This is a genomic window from Streptomyces sp. NBC_01426 (genome assembly GCF_036231985.1).
Taxonomy (GTDB): Bacteria; Actinomycetota; Actinomycetes; order Streptomycetales; family Streptomycetaceae; genus Streptomyces.
The window spans coordinates 6,016,417-6,032,438 of sequence record NZ_CP109500.1 but is presented as its reverse complement, the minus strand read 5'-3'; the positions used below and the strand labels follow the sequence as shown (position 1 = coordinate 6,032,438).

At 69.4% G+C, this 16,022-nt stretch carries 10 protein-coding genes; 5 read left to right on the top strand and 5 right to left on the bottom strand.

All coding sequences use genetic code 11. The annotated features are described in order from the left end of the window. Positions 1–67 precede the first annotated feature (67 nt). From OG906_RS26805 to metH, 4 genes are all read right to left on the bottom strand, one after another. On the bottom strand, positions 68–1,645 hold the full coding sequence (locus OG906_RS26805; RefSeq protein WP_329448147.1) for an ABC transporter substrate-binding protein: 1,578 nt from the start codon (positions 1,643–1,645) through the stop codon (positions 68–70). Positions 1,646–1,719: 74 nt separating this feature from the next. Beyond that, positions 1,720–3,324: an ABC transporter substrate-binding protein gene (locus OG906_RS26800; RefSeq protein ID WP_329446417.1), complete on the bottom strand. Its 1,605-nt coding sequence runs from the start codon at positions 3,322–3,324 to the stop codon at positions 1,720–1,722. A 481-nt stretch (positions 3,325–3,805) separates the two neighbouring features. Then, complete coding sequence (locus OG906_RS26795; RefSeq protein WP_329446415.1) at positions 3,806–4,507, bottom strand: HAD family hydrolase; 702 nt, start codon at positions 4,505–4,507, stop codon at positions 3,806–3,808. Positions 4,508–4,618: 111 nt separating this feature from the next. Beyond that, positions 4,619–8,131 (bottom strand): methionine synthase, encoded by a 3,513-nt coding sequence (gene metH, locus OG906_RS26790; RefSeq protein ID WP_329446413.1) that lies wholly within the window; start codon positions 8,129–8,131, stop codon positions 4,619–4,621. A gap of 252 nt (positions 8,132–8,383) precedes the next feature. Here metH and OG906_RS26785 point away from each other — a divergent pair, with 252 nt between their 5' ends. The 5 genes from OG906_RS26785 (at position 8,384) to OG906_RS26765 (ending at position 14,632) form a co-directional block, all read left to right on the top strand. Beyond that, entirely contained in the window at positions 8,384–9,151 is a 768-nt protein-coding gene (locus tag OG906_RS26785) for an IclR family transcriptional regulator (RefSeq protein ID WP_329446411.1), read from the top strand. Positions 9,152–9,465: 314 nt separating this feature from the next. Further along, complete coding sequence (locus OG906_RS26780) at positions 9,466–10,248, top strand: MIP/aquaporin family protein (RefSeq protein WP_329446409.1); 783 nt, start codon at positions 9,466–9,468, stop codon at positions 10,246–10,248. A gap of 77 nt (positions 10,249–10,325) precedes the next feature. Beyond that, on the top strand, positions 10,326–11,852 hold the full coding sequence (gene glpK / locus OG906_RS26775; protein WP_267799918.1) for a glycerol kinase GlpK: 1,527 nt from the start codon (positions 10,326–10,328) through the stop codon (positions 11,850–11,852). A 44-nt stretch (positions 11,853–11,896) separates the two neighbouring features. Continuing rightward, complete coding sequence (locus tag OG906_RS26770; protein ID WP_267799917.1) at positions 11,897–13,504, top strand: glycerol-3-phosphate dehydrogenase/oxidase; 1,608 nt, start codon at positions 11,897–11,899, stop codon at positions 13,502–13,504. Positions 13,505–13,630: 126 nt separating this feature from the next. Next, the gene (locus OG906_RS26765; RefSeq protein WP_267800370.1) at positions 13,631–14,632 is read left to right on the top strand and encodes a PAC2 family protein; all 1,002 of its coding nucleotides are present in this window, start codon (positions 13,631–13,633) and stop codon (positions 14,630–14,632) included. A gap of 98 nt (positions 14,633–14,730) precedes the next feature. On the opposite strand, the gene mshC is transcribed toward OG906_RS26765, so the two are convergent. After that, positions 14,731–15,960: a cysteine--1-D-myo-inosityl 2-amino-2-deoxy-alpha-D-glucopyranoside ligase gene (mshC, locus tag OG906_RS26760; RefSeq protein WP_267800371.1), complete on the bottom strand. Its 1,230-nt coding sequence runs from the start codon at positions 15,958–15,960 to the stop codon at positions 14,731–14,733. Between the last annotated feature and the right edge of the window lie 62 nt (positions 15,961–16,022).

The window sequence follows — 16,022 nt, the reverse complement described above, 5'->3', positions numbered from 1 at the left end:
CGCGCGACGGCCCCCCGCCCGTGAGGGTGGGGGGCCGTCGTGTGTCCGGGGTGTCCCGGAGTGGGTTCTAGCCCTTGGCGATCTCCCAGAAGCGGAAGACGGTGGAGGCGTCGAGGGACCACTGGAGGCCGGTCACGTTGGGACGGGTGACGGCGTACTGCTTGCTCTGCCAGAGCGGAAGGATCGGGACCTCGTCGGCGACGATGTCCTGGAGGCGGGTGAAGTCGGTGGTGGCCGCGGTGCGGTCGGACTTCGCGGAGGTCGACGGGATGATGGTCCCGCTGATCTCCTTGTTGTCGTAGTTGTTGTGCAGGACGTTGTCCGGGCCGAAGAAGGGCTGCGTGAAGTTGTCGGCGTCCGGGTAGTCGGGCACCCAGCCCTTGACGTAGACGCCGTACTTGCCGGCCTGGATGTCCTTGTCGTACTGCTCGAACTCGACGGACTTGACGTCGGCGTCGAACAGGCCGCTGTCGTTGAGCTGCTTGGCGATCAGCTGGAATTCCTGGTCGGTGGAGGGGCCGAACCGGGAGGGCGTCGAGTACAGGGTGATCTTCACCTTGTCCTTGATGTTGGCCGCGCGCAGGACGGCCTTCGCCTTGTCGACCTGGGGGCTGCCGCCGTAGCGGTCGAAGAACGGGGTGGTGTGGGATCCGATGCCGGCCGGGACGATCGAGTACAGCGGGACGGCGGTCCCGTTGTAGACCTCCTTGACGAGCGCTTCGCGGTCGACGAGGTAGGCGATGGCCTTGCGGATGGGGAGCTTGCCGGCGACGGGGTCGTTCATGTTGAAGACGAGGTGCTCGACTTCGGCGCCGGTGCCCTGGACGACTTCGACCTTCTGGTTGCCGGTGTTGCCGGCGAGGCCCGCGATGTCCTTGGCGGCGAGGCCGCGGAAGGCGAAGTCGACGTCGCCGCTTTCGAGGACCTTCTTGAGGGCGGCCTGGTCCTCGTTGAAGAACTTCATGGTGACGCCGGTGTTCTTCGGCTTGGCCTTGCCGCTGTAGGACTCGTTGACGGAGAAGTTGGCTGCCTTCTCGTTGATGGAGTCCAGCTTGTAGACGCCGGAGCCGAAGGCCTTGCCGTCGGTGCGGAGCTTGTCGGCGGGGTACTCGGTGTGGTCGACGATGGATCCCGCGCCGGCGGCGATCTTGCTGGGGAAGGTCGCGTCGGAGGTCTTCAGGCGGAAGACGACGGTCTTCTCGTCGGGGGCGTCGATGCCGGCGATCGACGAGAGCATGACGGCGGGGCCGTTCTCGTCATTGATCTTCAGGGTGCGCTCGAAGGAGTACTTGACGTCCTGGGAGGTCAGCTTGTTGCCGTTGCTGAACTTCAGGCCGGCGCGCAGGACGCACTTGTAGACCTTGCTGTCGTTGCCCTGGAAGTCGCAGCTCTGCGCGGCGTCGGGTTCCGGGGTCGTGCCGCCCTTGGGGAAGGTCAGCAGCGACTGGAAGACGTTGTTGAAGAGCAGCCAGGAGCCCGGGTCGTAGCCCGAGGCGGGGTCGGTGGCCTTGACCTTGTCGGATATGCCCATGACCACGCCCTTGCCGTCTCCGGCGGCGGAGCCATCCTGCGCACCGCAACCGCTGAGCAGCGCGGCGGCGGTGGCGGCGCCGAGCGGGGCTGCCAGCCACTGGTTACGTCTCATCACGCGAACGTCCTTCACAGTCGAACTGTTTCGTTGCGCCGGCCTGCGACACCCGCTGCCGGTTCCTGCCTTGCTCAGCCGCTGACGCCCCGGCCGAGTTCCCACAGCTGGAGATCGGAGATGGCGTTGACGGACCACTCCACTCCGGTGATGCCGTCGCGTGCGGCGACGTACTGCTTGCCCTGCCACAGGGGCAGGACGGGTACGTCCTCGGCGACGATTTCCTGCATCTCCGTGATCGCGGGGGCGGCGACGTTGCGGTCGGCGGCCCGTCGGGACTCGGGGATGAGACGGGTGCGTACGGCGGCGTTGGCGTACGGCGTGCCCAGGAAGTTGTCCTGCTCCAGGAACGGGGCGAGGAAGTTGTCGGCGTCGGGGTAGTCGGGGAACCAGCCGAGCCCGTAGGCGGCGTAGTCGCCCTTCTTCTGCGCGGGCCGGAAGTCGTTCCACTCGTTGCCCTGGACGGTGATGTCGAACAGTCGCGTGGAGTTGAGCTGGGTCTTGAGGGTCTCGAACTCGGCGGCCGTGCCGTCGCCGTAGTGGTCGGCGGTGTAGTTCAGGGTCAGCTTGACCGGGGTCTTGATGCCGGCGGCCTTCAGGATGTCGGCGGCCTTGGCGGTGTTGGCCTCGCCGTACTTGTTGAAGAACGAGTTGACGTGGCCGGTGACGGTGGTGGGGACCAGGGAGTACAGGGGCTGCGCGGCCTTGCCGTAGACCTTGGAGATGAGCTGGTTGCGGTCGACGGCGGCGGCGAGGGCCTGGCGTACGGCCTTGTCCTTGACGACCGGGGCCTCGGTGTTGAAGCCGAGGTAGCGGATCTCCAGGCCGGGCATCGGGACGAGCTTGACGCCCTTGGGGGGCTTGGCGGAGAGCTCGGTGATCTGGGCGGGCGACAGGGTGCGGGAGACCATGTGGATGGCGCCGTCGGTGAGGGCCTTGCCCATGCTCTCGGAGTCGGCGAAGGTACGCAGTTCGACCTTGTCGTTCTGGAGCTTGATGTCGCCCTTGTAGTTCGGGTTTTTGGTGAAGACGGCGCGGACGAGGTGGTCGTCCTTGACCTCGGCCTTCATCGTGTACGGGCCGGAGCCGTCGACGGCGAAGCCGGTGCGGAGCTTCTTGGCGTCGTAGTTCTTGGCGCTGACGATGCCCGCGGCGGGGGTGGAGAGCTTGTACGGGAAGGTCGCGTCGGCGGTCTTGAGGTGGAAGACGACGGTGTCCTCGCCCTTGGCCTCGACGGTGTCGAGGGTGGAGAGCAGGGAGGAGGGGCCGTTCTCGTCCTTGATCGCGAGGACGCGGTCGATGGAGAACTTGACGTCCTGTGCGGTGAGCGGGTCGCCGCTCGCGAACTTCAGTCCGGGGCGCAGGGTGCAGCGGTAGCTCTCGTTGCCGATGTCGGTGAAGCGGCAGTCGGAGGCCGCTTCGGGGACGGGCTGTCCGCCGCCGCGCGGGGTGTGCATCAGCGTCTGGACGGTCTGGCGCAGTACGTTCCAGGCGCCGGCGTCGTAGGCGTAGGCGGGGTCGAAGGGGGCGGGGGCGTAGTCGGCGGCCTCGAACCGGTCGGTGGTTCCGACGACGATCGCTCCGGTCCCTGCTCCTCCGCCGCTCGCGCTGCCGCATGCGGACAACGCGGGGGCGAGCAGGCCTGCGGCGGCCGTCAGCACCATGGTCTTGCGGTTCATGCTGGAAGTACTCCCTCGACCCGGCACTTGCTCAAAGCGGCTTGAAGGGCACTTCGCGACGGTCGCCCGTTCAGGGCGGAACGATCGGGCCGGTGGTGTGACGATCGGTCCACGCGGTATCGGCACAGGGGTGTGTGTCCGGTACGGCTGAGGTGCGGCGCGGTGCCCGGATCGACACTAGTGGCCCGGGACGGGATGGCTGGAACTGGCAGGAGTTGGGGCGTAATCGGACGGTGATCGGAGCGGACTGACCGCATCTGCCGGTGTCTCCGCAGATGCGGTCAGGAGCTGATCAATCCGGACACAAGGGAAGCCCCCGGAGGGCCTGTGGGGGCTTCCCGGGGGCTTCGTGGGTGACCAACGTCACCCGGCGCAACTACGCCGGAGGGGATGGAATTTCGGCCTCCGGTGCGGGACACGAGAGATCCTCTTGTGGGACCTGCGTCACACCAGCGTTCTGTTCGGTACGCAGCGTATGCGATCAGTTCATCGGAGTGATGAGGGACCGCAGGAACGGAAGGTCGACTTCCTCCAGGGACCGGACGATCGTGCGGCCGGGGGCCGGCGCGATCACGCCGACGGAGGGGATGGCCACGACCCGGCAGCCGGCGGCCTCCGCCGCCGCGACGCCCGTGGCGGTGTCCTCGATGACCGCGCAGCGCGAGGGGTGCGCGCCCAGGGAGCGGGCGGCGAACAGGTACGGGTCGGGGTGCGGCTTGGTGCGGGGCACCTCGTCGCCGGCGACCGTCATGGTGAAGCGGTCCCGGCCGAGGGTGAGCAGCACCTGGTCGATGACGCGGCGGTGGGAGGCGGACACGAGGGCGGTGGGCACGTTGTGCCGGGCCAGCTCGGCCAACAGCCGCTCGGCGCCGGGCATCAGGGGCACCTGGTCGGCGATGCGGGCCTCGAAGCGCTCGTTGAGGAGGATGCTCAGCTCGGCGATGCCGATGGCCGCCCCGGTGGACTCGATGAGGAAGGCCGCGCTGCGGCTCATCGGGCCGCCGACGACGATGTCCCGCCAGGAGTCCTCCAGCAGGTGGCCGAGCTCGCGGAAGATCTCCGCCTCGATCTCCCACCAGAAGCCCTCGGTGTCGACCAGCGTGCCGTCCATGTCGAGCAGCACCGCCTGGAGGGCCGAGTCGTCGGCCGTACGGGCGACGGGGGCGGGGACGGTACTCGTCATGCGCGCACCTCTCTGAAGGGACGACAAGGCCGGCCACCTCTCTCCTCGGGGCATACCCCGGGGAGCAGGCGACCGGCCTGTATGGGACCGACAAGTGTACGTCGATCCGCGTCAGCGTGCGTTGAAATACTTCGCTTCGGGGTGGTGAATCACGATCGCGTCGGTGGATTGCTCCGGGTGGAGCTGGAACTCCTCCGAGAGGTGGACGCCGATGCGCTCGGGCCGGAGGAGGTCGGCGATCTTGGCGCGGTCCTCCAGGTCGGGGCAGGCTCCGTAGCCCAGCGAGAAGCGGGCGCCGCGGTACTTGAGGTCGAACATGTCCTCGACCTTCGCCGGGTCCTCGCCGCCGAATCCGAGCTCGGCGCGGACACGGGCGTGCCAGTACTCGGCCATGGCCTCGGCGAGTTGGACGGAGAGTCCGTGCAGCTCCAGGTACTCCCGGTAGGAGTCGGACTCGAACAGCTTGGCGGTGGCCTCGCCGATCTTCGACCCGACCGTGACCACCTGGAGGCCGACGACGTCGGTCTCGCCGGACTCCTCCGGGCGGAAGAAGTCCGCGAGGCACAGGCGGCGGCCGCGGCGCTGGCGCGGGAAGGTGAAGCGGGTCCGCTCGTTGCCCTGCTCGTCGAGGATGATCAGGTCCTCGCCCTTGGAGACGCAGGGGAAGTAGCCGTAGACGACGGCCGCTTCCAGCAGGTTCTCGGTGTGCAGCCGGTCGAGGAGGCCGCGCAGCCGCGGCCGGCCCTCGGACTCCACGAGCTCCTCGTACGTCGCCCCGCCGGCGCGGGCCTGCTTGAGGCCCCACTGACCCTTGAACAGGGCGCCCTCGTCCAGCCAGGAGGCGTAGTCCTTGAGCGGGATGCCCTTGACCACGCGGGTGCCCCAGAACGGCGGGGTGGGGATCGGGTTGTCGGTGGAGGTGTCGGAGCGGCCGCCCGGCTCCTCGGACTCGTCCGGCTCGGGCAGGGGCGCGGTGCGCTTGGCGACGCGGCGCTGCTTGAGTTCGGGCAGGGTGGCTCCGGGCACGCCGCGCTTGACGGCGATGAGGGCGTCCATCAGGCGCAGGCCCTCGAAGGCGTCGCGGGCGTAGCGGACCTCGCCCTCGTAGATCTCGTGGAGGTCCTGTTCGACGTAGGCGCGGGTGAGGGCGGCGCCGCCGAGGATCACCGGGTAGTCGGCCGCCAGCTTGCGCTGGTTGAGCTCCTCCAGGTTCTCCTTCATGATCACGGTCGACTTCACGAGGAGACCGGACATGCCGATGACGTCGGCCTTGTGTTCCTGCGCCGCTTCGAGGATCGCGGAGACCGGCTGCTTGATGCCGATGTTCACGACGTTGTAGCCGTTGTTGGACAGGATGATGTCCACGAGGTTCTTGCCGATGTCGTGGACGTCGCCGCGGACGGTGGCGAGCACGATGGTGCCCTTGCCCTCGGCGTCGGTCTTCTCCATGTGCGGTTCGAGGAAGGCCACCGCGGTCTTCATGACCTCCGCGGACTGCAGCACGAACGGCAGCTGCATCTGGCCGGAGCCGAAGAGCTCGCCGACGACCTTCATGCCCTCCAGGAGGGTGTCGTTGACGATGTCGAGGGCCGGACGGGTGCGGAGCGCCTCGTCGAGGTCGGCTTCCAGGCCGTTCTTCTCGCCGTCGATGATGCGGCGCTGGAGCCGCTCGTCGAGCGGGAGCGCCATGAGTTCCTCGGCGCGGCCGGCCTTGAGAGACTTGGTGTTGACGCCCTCGAACAGTGCCATGAGCTTCTGCAGCGGGTCGTAGCCCTCGGCGCGCCGGTCGTAGATCAGGTCGAGGGCGGTGCCGACCTGCTCGTCGTCGAACCGGGCGATGGGCAGGATCTTGCTGGCGTGGACGATGGCGGAGTCCAGGCCCGCCTTGACGCACTCGTCGAGGAAGACGGAGTTGAGCAGGACGCGGGCGGCCGGGTTGAGGCCGAAGGAGATGTTCGACAGGCCCAGCGTGGTCTGCACGTCCGGGTGACGGCGCTTCAGCTCGCGGATCGCCTCGATGGTGGCGATGCCGTCCTTGCGGGACTCCTCCTGGCCGGTGCAGATGGTGAAGGTGAGGGTGTCGATGAGGATGTCCGACTCGTGGATCCCCCAGTTGCCCGTGAGGTCCGCGATGAGCCGCTGCGCGATGGCGACCTTGTGTTCGACGGTGCGGGCCTGGCCCTCCTCGTCGATGGTCAGCGCGATGAGCGCGGCGCCGTGTTCCCGGGCGAGGCGGGTGACCTTCGCGAAGCGGGACTCCGGTCCGTCGCCGTCCTCGTAGTTGACCGAGTTGATGACGGCGCGGCCGCCGAGCTTCTCCAGGCCGGCCTGGATGACGGGGACCTCGGTGGAGTCCAGCACGATCGGCAGGGTGGAGGCGGTGGCGAACCGGCCGGCGAGTTCCTTCATGTCGGCGACGCCGTCACGGCCCACGTAGTCGATGCACAGGTCCAGCATGTGCGCGCCTTCGCGGATCTGATCGCGTGCCATCTCCACGCAGTCGTCCCAGCGCGCCTCCAGCATGGCGTCGCGGAACTTCTTGGAGCCGTTGGCGTTGGTGCGCTCCCCGATCGCCATGTACGAGGTGTCCTGGCGGAACGGGACGGTCTGGTAGAGCGAGGAGGCGCCGGCCTCGGGCCGGGGCTCGCGGGCGGCCGGGCTGAGGGCGTGGACGCGTTCGACGACCTGGCGCAGGTGCTCGGGGGTGGTGCCGCAGCAGCCGCCGACGAGGGAGAGGCCGTACTCGCGGACGAAGGTCTCCTGGGCGTCGGCCAGCTCGCTCGCGGAGAGCGGGTAGTGCGCACCGTTCTTGCCCAGGACGGGCAGGCCGGCGTTGGGCATGCAGGAGAGCGGGATGCGGGAGTTGCGCGCGAGGTAGCGCAGGTGCTCGCTCATCTCGGCGGGGCCGGTGGCGCAGTTCAGGCCGATCATGTCGATGCCCAGGGGCTCCAGCGCGGTGAGCGCGGCGCCGATCTCCGAGCCGAGCAGCATCGTGCCGGTGGTCTCCACGGTCACGGAACAGATCAGCGGCACGGACACGCCGAGGGCCTCCATGGCGCGGCGGGCGCCGATGACGGAGGACTTGGTCTGGAGGAGGTCCTGGGTGGTCTCGACGAGGAGGGCGTCGGCGCCGCCGGTGATCAGGCCCTCGGCGTTGATCTGGTAGGCGTCGCGGATCGTCGCGTAGTCGATGTGGCCCAGCGTGGGCAGCTTGGTGCCGGGGCCCATGGAGCCCAGGACCCAGCGCTGGCGTCCGGTGGAGGCGGTGAACTCGTCGGCGACCTCGCGGGCGATGCGGGCGCCGGACTCGGACAGCTCGTGGTTGCGCTCGGCGATGTCGTACTCGGCGAGGGCGGCGTAGTTCGCGCCGAAGGTGTTCGTCTCGACGCAGTCCACGCCGACGGCGAAGTACTCCTGGTGCACGTTGCGCACGATGTCGGGGCGGGTGACGTTCAGGACCTCGTTGCAGCCTTCGAGCTGCTGGAAGTCCTCCAGGGAGGGGTCCTGTGCCTGGAGCATCGTTCCCATGGCTCCGTCGGCGACGACCACGCGGGTGGCGAGCGCCTCCCGAAGGGCGTCGGCCCGGGTCTGGGTGTCTGCGGGCGGGTTCGGCAACGAGGCCATGGATGTGCTCCCTGGGGTGCGACGGCTGTCGGCTTTGCACCCCTTCTGTGTCAAGGGTGCACGCGGTCAGGGTAACCGCGCGGTGGCAACCCCGGTGGGGCCGTCCCACGTGGCGGACTGCATTCTGTGCGCGGGGGTCTGTGCCGGCTGTCCTGATCGATGCTGTCCTGAAGATTCCCCCGACCATGCGCGAGGTCGGCATCGACCGATACTGTTCAGCATTGTCGAACTACGTCAGCAGGAGGCTGCGCGATGGCACGGAACATCCAGTCGCTCGAACGAGCCGCTGCGATGCTGCGGCTCCTGGCGGGCGGCGAGCGCCGGCTGGGACTGTCGGACGTGGCGACGTCCCTGGGCCTGGCCAAGGGGACCGCGCACGGGATCCTGCGCACCCTGCAGGCCGAGGGTTTCGTGGAGCAGGACCCCGCCTCGGGCCGCTACCAGCTGGGCGCCGAGCTGCTCCGCCTGGGCAACAGCTACCTGGACGTGCACGAGCTGCGGGCGCGCGCCCTGGTGTGGACGGACGACCTGGCCCGGGCGAGCGGCGAGAGCGTGTACGTGGGCGTGCTCCACAAGAGCGGGGTGCTGATCATGCACCACGTGTTCCGTCCGGACGACAGCCGGCAAGTGCTGGAGGTGGGGGCCATGCAGCCGCTGCACTCCACCGCCCTGGGCAAGGTGCTGTCCGCGTACGACCCGGTGGCGCACACCGTGGCCGTGGAGGTCGAGCGGGAGACGTTCACGCCCCGCACCGTCACGGACCCCGCCGGTTTCGAGGAGATCCTCGACCTGACGCGGGCCCGCGGCTGGGCCTCGGACGTCGAGGAGACCTGGGAGGGTCTGGCCTCGGTGGCGGCCCCGATCCACGACCGGCGCCGGATGCCGGTGGGCGCGGTGGCGGCCGTGGGCGCCGTGGAGCGGGTGTGCACGGAGTCCGGGGAGCCCCGCGCGACGCTGGTGGCGTCGGTCCGCGACTGCGCACGGTCGGTTTCGCGCGACCTTGGCGCGGGCCGGTTCTGACCTTGCATTGATCGCATCCAAACGCGCTTTCTCCGCTATCTGGGTGCATTGCGCCATTTTTTGATCTTCAGATGGCCGAATTTGGTCGATCACACCGACTGGTAACGATCCGACTCTTGACCTGGTCAACCCTTGACGCCTTCTTCACCCGGGCGGAAAACTGCCGTTCATCGGTCGGCATTGTCGAACACCTACCGGCAATACGCGTTAGGGTGGGGCAAGGCCAAGGACCGGTGCAGCACTCACCGAGTGCGTGGGCCACCGGAGGGACCCGGTGTCCACGCACCCCTGGACGTAAGACAAAGGAGTCGCGGGTGTCCAGCTCCGACATCTTCATCGGCGAGACCATCGGTACCGCCCTGCTCACACTGCTCGGTGGCGGCGTCTGCGCCGCCGTCACGCTGAAGAGCTCCAAGGCCCGCAACGCGGGTTGGCTCGCCATCACGTTCGGCTGGGGTTTCGCCGTACTGATCGCCGCCTACGTCTCCGCGCCCCTCTCCGGCGCCCACCTCAACCCGGCGGTCACCGTCGGCCTCGCGATCAAGGACGGCGACTGGGGCAACGTCCCGGTGTACTTCGCCGGCCAGCTCCTGGGCGCGATGCTCGGCGCGGTGCTGATGTGGGTCACGTACTACGGCCAGTTCCGTGTGCACCTGGCGGACCCGGAGCACATCCGGGACGCGAAGCTCGGCCCGGAGGACCCGCACCCGCACGACGTGGCGGGCCCGGTCCTCGGCGTCTTCTCCACCGGTCCGGAGATCCGCAACACCGTCCAGAACCTGGCGACCGAGATAATCGGCACCGCCGTCCTGGTCCTGGCCATCCTGACCCAGGGTCTCCAGGACGACGGCAAGGGACTCGGCGTCATCGGCGTCCTGATCACCTCGTTCGTGGTCGTCGGCATCGGCCTCTCGCTCGGCGGTCCGACCGGCTACGCCATCAACCCGGTCCGCGACCTCGGTCCGCGCATCGTCCACGCCCTGCTGCCGCTTCCCAACAAGGGCGGCTCCGACTGGGCATACTCCTGGATCCCGGTCGTCGGCCCGCTCGTCGGTGCCGCCGCCGCCGGTGGTCTGTACAACATCGCGTTCGCCTGATCAGTACCGGCACGAATCGCAAGATCCGCACCGCCCCCTGATTCCGCCAACCCAGAGACCTGCCAGGAGCACCCACCATGACCAGCAGCACCGGCCCGTTCATCGCCGCGATCGACCAGGGCACCACCTCCTCCCGCTGCATCGTGTTCGACCGCGACGGCCGCATCGTCGCCGTCGACCAGAAGGAGCACGAGCAGATCTTCCCGAAGCCGGGCTGGGTCGAGCACGACGCCGCCGAGATCTGGACCAACGTCCAGGAGGTCGTCGCCGGAGCCATCGCCAAGGCCGAGATCACCTCCGCGGACGTCAAGGCCGTCGGCATCACCAACCAGCGCGAGACCACCCTCCTGTGGGACAAGAACACCGGCGAGCCGGTCCACAACGCGCTGGTCTGGCAGGACACCCGCACCGACGCCCTGTGCAAGGAGCTCGGCCGCAACGTCGGCCAGGACCGCTTCCGCCGCGAGACGGGCCTCCCGCTCGCCTCGTACTTCGCCGGCCCCAAGGTCCGCTGGCTGCTCGACAACGTCGAGGGCCTGCGCGAGCGCGCCGAGGCCGGCGACATCCTCTTCGGCACCATGGACTCGTGGGTCATCTGGAACCTCACGGGCGGCGCCCAGGGCGGTGTGCACGTCACCGACGTCACCAACGCCTCGCGCACCATGCTGATGAACCTGCACTCCCTGGAGTGGGACCCGAAGATCGCGGAGTCGATGGGGGTCCCGACCAACGTCCTCCCCGAGATCAAGTCCTCCGCCGAGGTCTACGGCCACGTCAAGGAGGGCGTCCTCGCCGGCGTCCCGGTCGCCTCGGCACTCGGTGACCAGCAGGCCGCCCTGTTCGGGCAGACCTGTTTCGCCGAGGGCGAGGCCAAGTCCACCTACGGCACCGGCACGTTCATGCTGATGAACACCGGCGACCAGATCATCAACTCCTACAGCGGCCTGCTGACCACGGTCGGCTACCGGATCGGCGACCAGAAGCCGGTCTACGCGCTGGAGGGCTCCATCGCCGTCACCGGCTCGCTCGTCCAGTGGATGCGCGACCAGATGGGCCTGATCAAGTCCGCCGCCGAGATCGAGACCCTGGCCTCCTCCGTCGAGGACAACGGCGGGGCCTACTTCGTGCCCGCCTTCTCCGGTCTCTTCGCCCCGTACTGGCGCTCCGACGCCCGCGGTGTGATCGCCGGCCTCACCCGGTACGTCACCAAGGCGCACATCGCCCGTGCCGTCCTGGAGGCCACCGCCTGGCAGACCCGTGAGATCACCGACGCCATGACCAAGGACTCGGGCGTCGAGCTCACCGCCCTCAAGGTCGACGGCGGCATGACCTCCAACAACCTGCTGATGCAGACGCTCTCGGACTTCCTGGACGCGCCGGTGGTGCGCCCCATGGTCGCCGAGACCACCTGCCTCGGCGCCGCCTACGCCGCCGGCCTGGCCGTCGGCTTCTGGCCCGACACCGACGCCCTGCGCGCCAACTGGCGCCGCGCGGCGGAGTGGACCCCGCGGATGCCCGCCGAACAGCGGGACCGCGAGTACAAGAGCTGGCTCAAGGCCGTCGAGCGGTCCATGGGCTGGGTCGACGACGAAGACGCCAGCTGACCGCTCAGCCGGCGCAATCGACGAGTAAGTAGGAGTCAAGCGATATGAGCAGCCCGCAGAGCGTTCCCGCCCTGGGCACGCACCCGACCGCCGGTTCGAACCCGAGCCGCGCCGAGACCCGCGAGCAGTTGGCCAAGGCCACGTACGACCTGCTGGTCATCGGCGGTGGAATCCTGGGCACCTCGGTGGCCTGGCACGCCGCGCAGTCGGGGCTGCGGGTCGCCATGGTGGACGCCGGCGACTTCGCCGGCGCCACCTCCTCCGCCTCGTCCAAGCTGGTCCACGGTGGCCTGCGCTACCTGCAGACCGGTGCGGTCAAGCTGGTCGCCGAGAACCACCACGAGCGCCGGGTGCTGGCCAAGGACGTGGCCCCGCACCTGGTCAACCCGCTCACGTTCTACCTCCCGGTCTACAAGGGCGGTCCGGTCGGCGCCGCGAAGCTGGGCGCGGGCGTGTTCGCGTACTCGGCGCTCTCCGCCTTCGGTGACGGCATCGGCAAGGTCATATCCCCCGCCCGTGCCGTCGCCGACAACCCCGGTCTGAAGACGGACAACCTGAAGGCCGTCGCCGTCTACTACGACCACCAGATGAACGACTCCCGCGTGGCCGTCATGACGGTCCGCGCGGCCGTCGAGTCGGGCGCGGTCGTCCTGAACCACGCCGAGGTCACCGGTCTGCGCATGACGCGCGGCCGGGTCAGCGGCGCCGAGCTCAAGGACCGTCTGGACGGCACCGAGTTCGGGGTCGACGCGCGCGTCGTGCTCAACGCCACCGGCCCGTGGGTGGACCACCTGCGGCGCATGGAAGACAAGCACTCGATGCCGTCGATCCGTCTGTCCAAGGGCGCGCACATCGTGATGAAGCGCAAGTCGCCCTGGAAGGCCGCCATGGCCACCCCGATCGACAAGTACCGCATCACCTTCGCGCTGCCGTGGGAGGACCAGCTGCTGCTGGGCACCACCGACGAGGTGTACGAGGGCGACCCGGCGGACGTGCGCGCCACCGAGGCCGACATCCAGCAGATCCTCGACGAGGCGGCGTTCTCCGTGAAGGACGCGGACCTCGACCGTTCCCTGATGACGTACGCCTTCGCGGGCCTGCGGGTGCTGCCCGGCGGCCCCGGCGGGGTGGAGAAGGCCAAGCGGGAGACCGTGGTCTCCGAGGGCGCGGGCGGCATGCTGTCGGTGGCCGGCGGCAAGTGGACCACCTACCGCCACATCGGCCGTGTCGTGATGGAGAAGCTGGCGAAGCTCCCGGGCAGCCCGCTGACCGAGGACATGGAGCCGCTGAAGTCGCTCGTGCGCCGGATCGCCCTGCCCGGTGTCGCCAACCCCAACGCGGTGGCGCACCGACTGCTGGTGGACCGGGAGCCCGGGACGCGGATGGACCCGCTGACCGCCCGGCACCTCGCCTCGCACTACGGCTCGCTCGCCTTCGACATCGCGCGCCTGGCGAACGAGGACGCGGCGCTCGCCGAGCGCATCCACCCGGACGGTCCGGAGATCTGGGCGCAGGTCGCCTACGCCCGTGACAACGAGTGGGCCGAGACGGTCGACGACGTGCTGCGTCGCCGTACCACGGTGACAGTCCGCGGCCTGGACGACGACGCGGTGCGCGCCCGTGTCCAGGAGATGCTGGCCGACAAGGCATAGCCGGCTCGGCAGGTGGGCAGAGGGGCGGTTCCGAGGGGACCGCCCCTCTGTCGTGGGCTGTGGTTGGTGTCGTTTCAAGGCTTAGGCTGACCCACGTACGCAAGGGAACTTCGGAAGGAGACCTGGGTGATCGAGCTTGAGGGCGTGCCCGAGCTGATCGACCCGGTCATGGTGGCCGCGTTCGAGGGCTGGAACGACGCGGGTGACGCCGCCTCCGGTGCGGTGACGCACCTTGACCGGGAGTGGAAGGGCGAGGTCTTCGCGGCTCTGGACGCCGAGGACTACTACGACTTCCAGGTCAACCGGCCGACGGTCTGGCTGGACAACGGGGTAAGGAAGATCACCTGGCCGACGACGCGTCTGTCGGTCGTCAGGATCGGCGGCGCGAAGCCGCGCGACCTGGTGCTGGTGCGGGGCATCGAACCGTCCATGCGGTGGCGGTCGTTCTGCAACGAGATCCTCGGCTTCGCCCACGAGTTGGGCGTGGAGATGGTCGTCATCCTGGGGGCGCTGCTCGGCGACACCCCGCACACCCGGCCGGTGCCGGTGAGCGGTGTGACGTCCGACGCCGACCTGGCGCGCACGATGGACCTGGAGGAGACCAAGTACGAGGGTCCGACCGGGATCGTGGGCGTGCTCCAGGAGGCCTGTACGCACGCGGGCGTGCCGGCGGTGTCGCTGTGGGCGGCGGTGCCGCACTACGTGTCGCAGCCGCCGAACCCGAAGGCGACGCTGGCGTTGCTGAACCGGTTGGAGGATCTGATCGACATCCGGATCCCGCTCGGCGAACTCCCCGAGGACGCGCGGGCCTGGCAGTTGGGCGTGGACCAACTGGCCGCCGAGGACAGCGAGGTGGCCGAGTACGTGCAGACGCTGGAGGAGGCGCGGGACACCGCGGACCTGCCGGAGGCCTCGGGCGACGCGATCGCCCGGGAGTTCGAGCGGTACCTGAGGCGCCGTGACCCGGCGGCCGATCCGGGCACGGCCGGGGACACCGGCTCGTACTTCCGCGACCTCTCGGGCGGCGGCCGTCCGCAGCCCAAGCCGAGGCCCGGACCGGAGGAGACGGCGGGGTCGCCCGAGGCGCCCGACACGCCGGACACGGACGAGGACACCCCCGAGGCCTGACCGGCCGGTCGCCGGGGGTGTGGTGAACGAACGCAGCGCGCCCCGGCGGTGACCGCCGGGGCGCGCTGCGTTGTCGGGGAGGTGTGCTCCCCCGTGTGCTACAGGGCCACGCCCAGCAGGGCGTCGACCGTCCGGGAGACCAGGCCGGGGGCCGATTCGTCGTCGCCGGACGCGGCGATCTGGAGTTCGGCCCAGCGGTCCACCGCGGCCAGCGCGGCGGGGGCGTCCAGGTCGTCGGCGAGGGCCTCGCGGACCTCCTCGACGAGGGTGTCGGCGGGGATGCCGTCCGGTCGGGACACGGCCGCGCGCCAGCGTTCGAGGCGGGCGACCGCCTCGGCGAGGACCTGGTCCGTCCACTCCCAGTCGGCCCGGTAGTGGTGGGCCAGCAGGGCGAGTCGGATGGCGGCCGGGTCGACGCCGGCGCGGCGCAGCGCGGAGACGAAGACCAGGTTGCCCTTCGACTTCGACATCTTCTCGCCGTTGAGCGCGACCATGCCGGCGTGGACGTACGCCTTGGCCATGGGGAACTCGCCCGTCAGGGCCTGTGCGTGCGAGGCGCCCATCTCGTGGTGCGGGAAGGCCAGGTCGGAGCCGCCGCCCTGGATGTCGAAGCCCATGCCGAGGTGGTCCAGGGCGATGGCCACGCACTCGATGTGCCAGCCGGGCCGGCCGCGGCCCAGCGAGCCGCCGTCCCAGCTCGGCTCGCCCGGGCGGGCGGCCATCCACAGCATCGGGTCGAGCGGGTTCTTCTTGCCGGGGCGCTCGGGGTCGCCGCCGCGCTCCGCGGACAGCAGCCGCATCGCCTCGGCGTCGAGGTGGGAGACCTGACCGAAGTGCGGGTCGGACTCCACGGAGAAGTAGACGTCGCCGTCGAGCTCGTAGGCGGCGCCCGCCTCCCGGAGCCGTTCGACCAGCGGCACGATGCCGGGTATGGCCTCGACGGCGCCGATGTAGTGGCGGGGCGGCAGCATCCGCAGGGCGGTCATGTCCTCGCGGAAGAGGGCCGTCTCGCGTTCGGCGAGCTCGGTCCAGTCCTGGCCGTCCCGCAGCGCACGCTCCAGCAGCGGGTCGTCCACGTCGGTGACGTTCTGGACGTAGTGAACCTGCCGCTTGTTGTCGAGCCACACGCGCTGGACGAGGTCGAACGCGTTGTAGGTCGCCGCGTGACCGATGTGGGTCGCGTCGTACGGAGTGATGCCGCAGACGTAGATACGGGCGACGGGACCGGGGTCGAGGGTGATCGTCCCTTGGGTCGCGGTGTCGTGGATCTGGAGGTCGCGGCCCTTGCCGGGCAGGGCGGGGACCTCAGAAGCGGGCCAGGCATGCATGCATCGAGACTAACCGGACTGGTGTTCCGGAAACGAACCGGACCTGCACTGTTGGCTTGATC

What these genes read in the sequence shown, in the direction of transcription:
- OG906_RS26805 (WP_329448147.1), bottom strand. Translation starts at nt 1,645, where the DNA reads ATGAGACGTAACCAGTGGCTGGCAGCCCCGCTCGGCGCCGCCACCGCC.
- OG906_RS26800 (WP_329446417.1), bottom strand. Translation starts at nt 3,324, where the DNA reads ATGAACCGCAAGACCATGGTGCTGACGGCCGCCGCAGGCCTGCTCGCC.
- OG906_RS26795 (WP_329446415.1), bottom strand. Translation starts at nt 4,507, where the DNA reads ATGACGAGTACCGTCCCCGCCCCCGTCGCCCGTACGGCCGACGACTCG.
- metH (WP_329446413.1), bottom strand. Translation starts at nt 8,131, where the DNA reads ATGGCCTCGTTGCCGAACCCGCCCGCAGACACCCAGACCCGGGCCGAC.
- OG906_RS26785 (WP_329446411.1), top strand. Translation starts at nt 8,384, where the DNA reads ATGGCACGGAACATCCAGTCGCTCGAACGAGCCGCTGCGATGCTGCGG.
- glpK (WP_267799918.1), top strand. Translation starts at nt 10,326, where the DNA reads ATGACCAGCAGCACCGGCCCGTTCATCGCCGCGATCGACCAGGGCACC.
- OG906_RS26770 (WP_267799917.1), top strand. Translation starts at nt 11,897, where the DNA reads ATGAGCAGCCCGCAGAGCGTTCCCGCCCTGGGCACGCACCCGACCGCC.
- mshC (WP_267800371.1), bottom strand. Translation starts at nt 15,960, where the DNA reads ATGCATGCCTGGCCCGCTTCTGAGGTCCCCGCCCTGCCCGGCAAGGGC.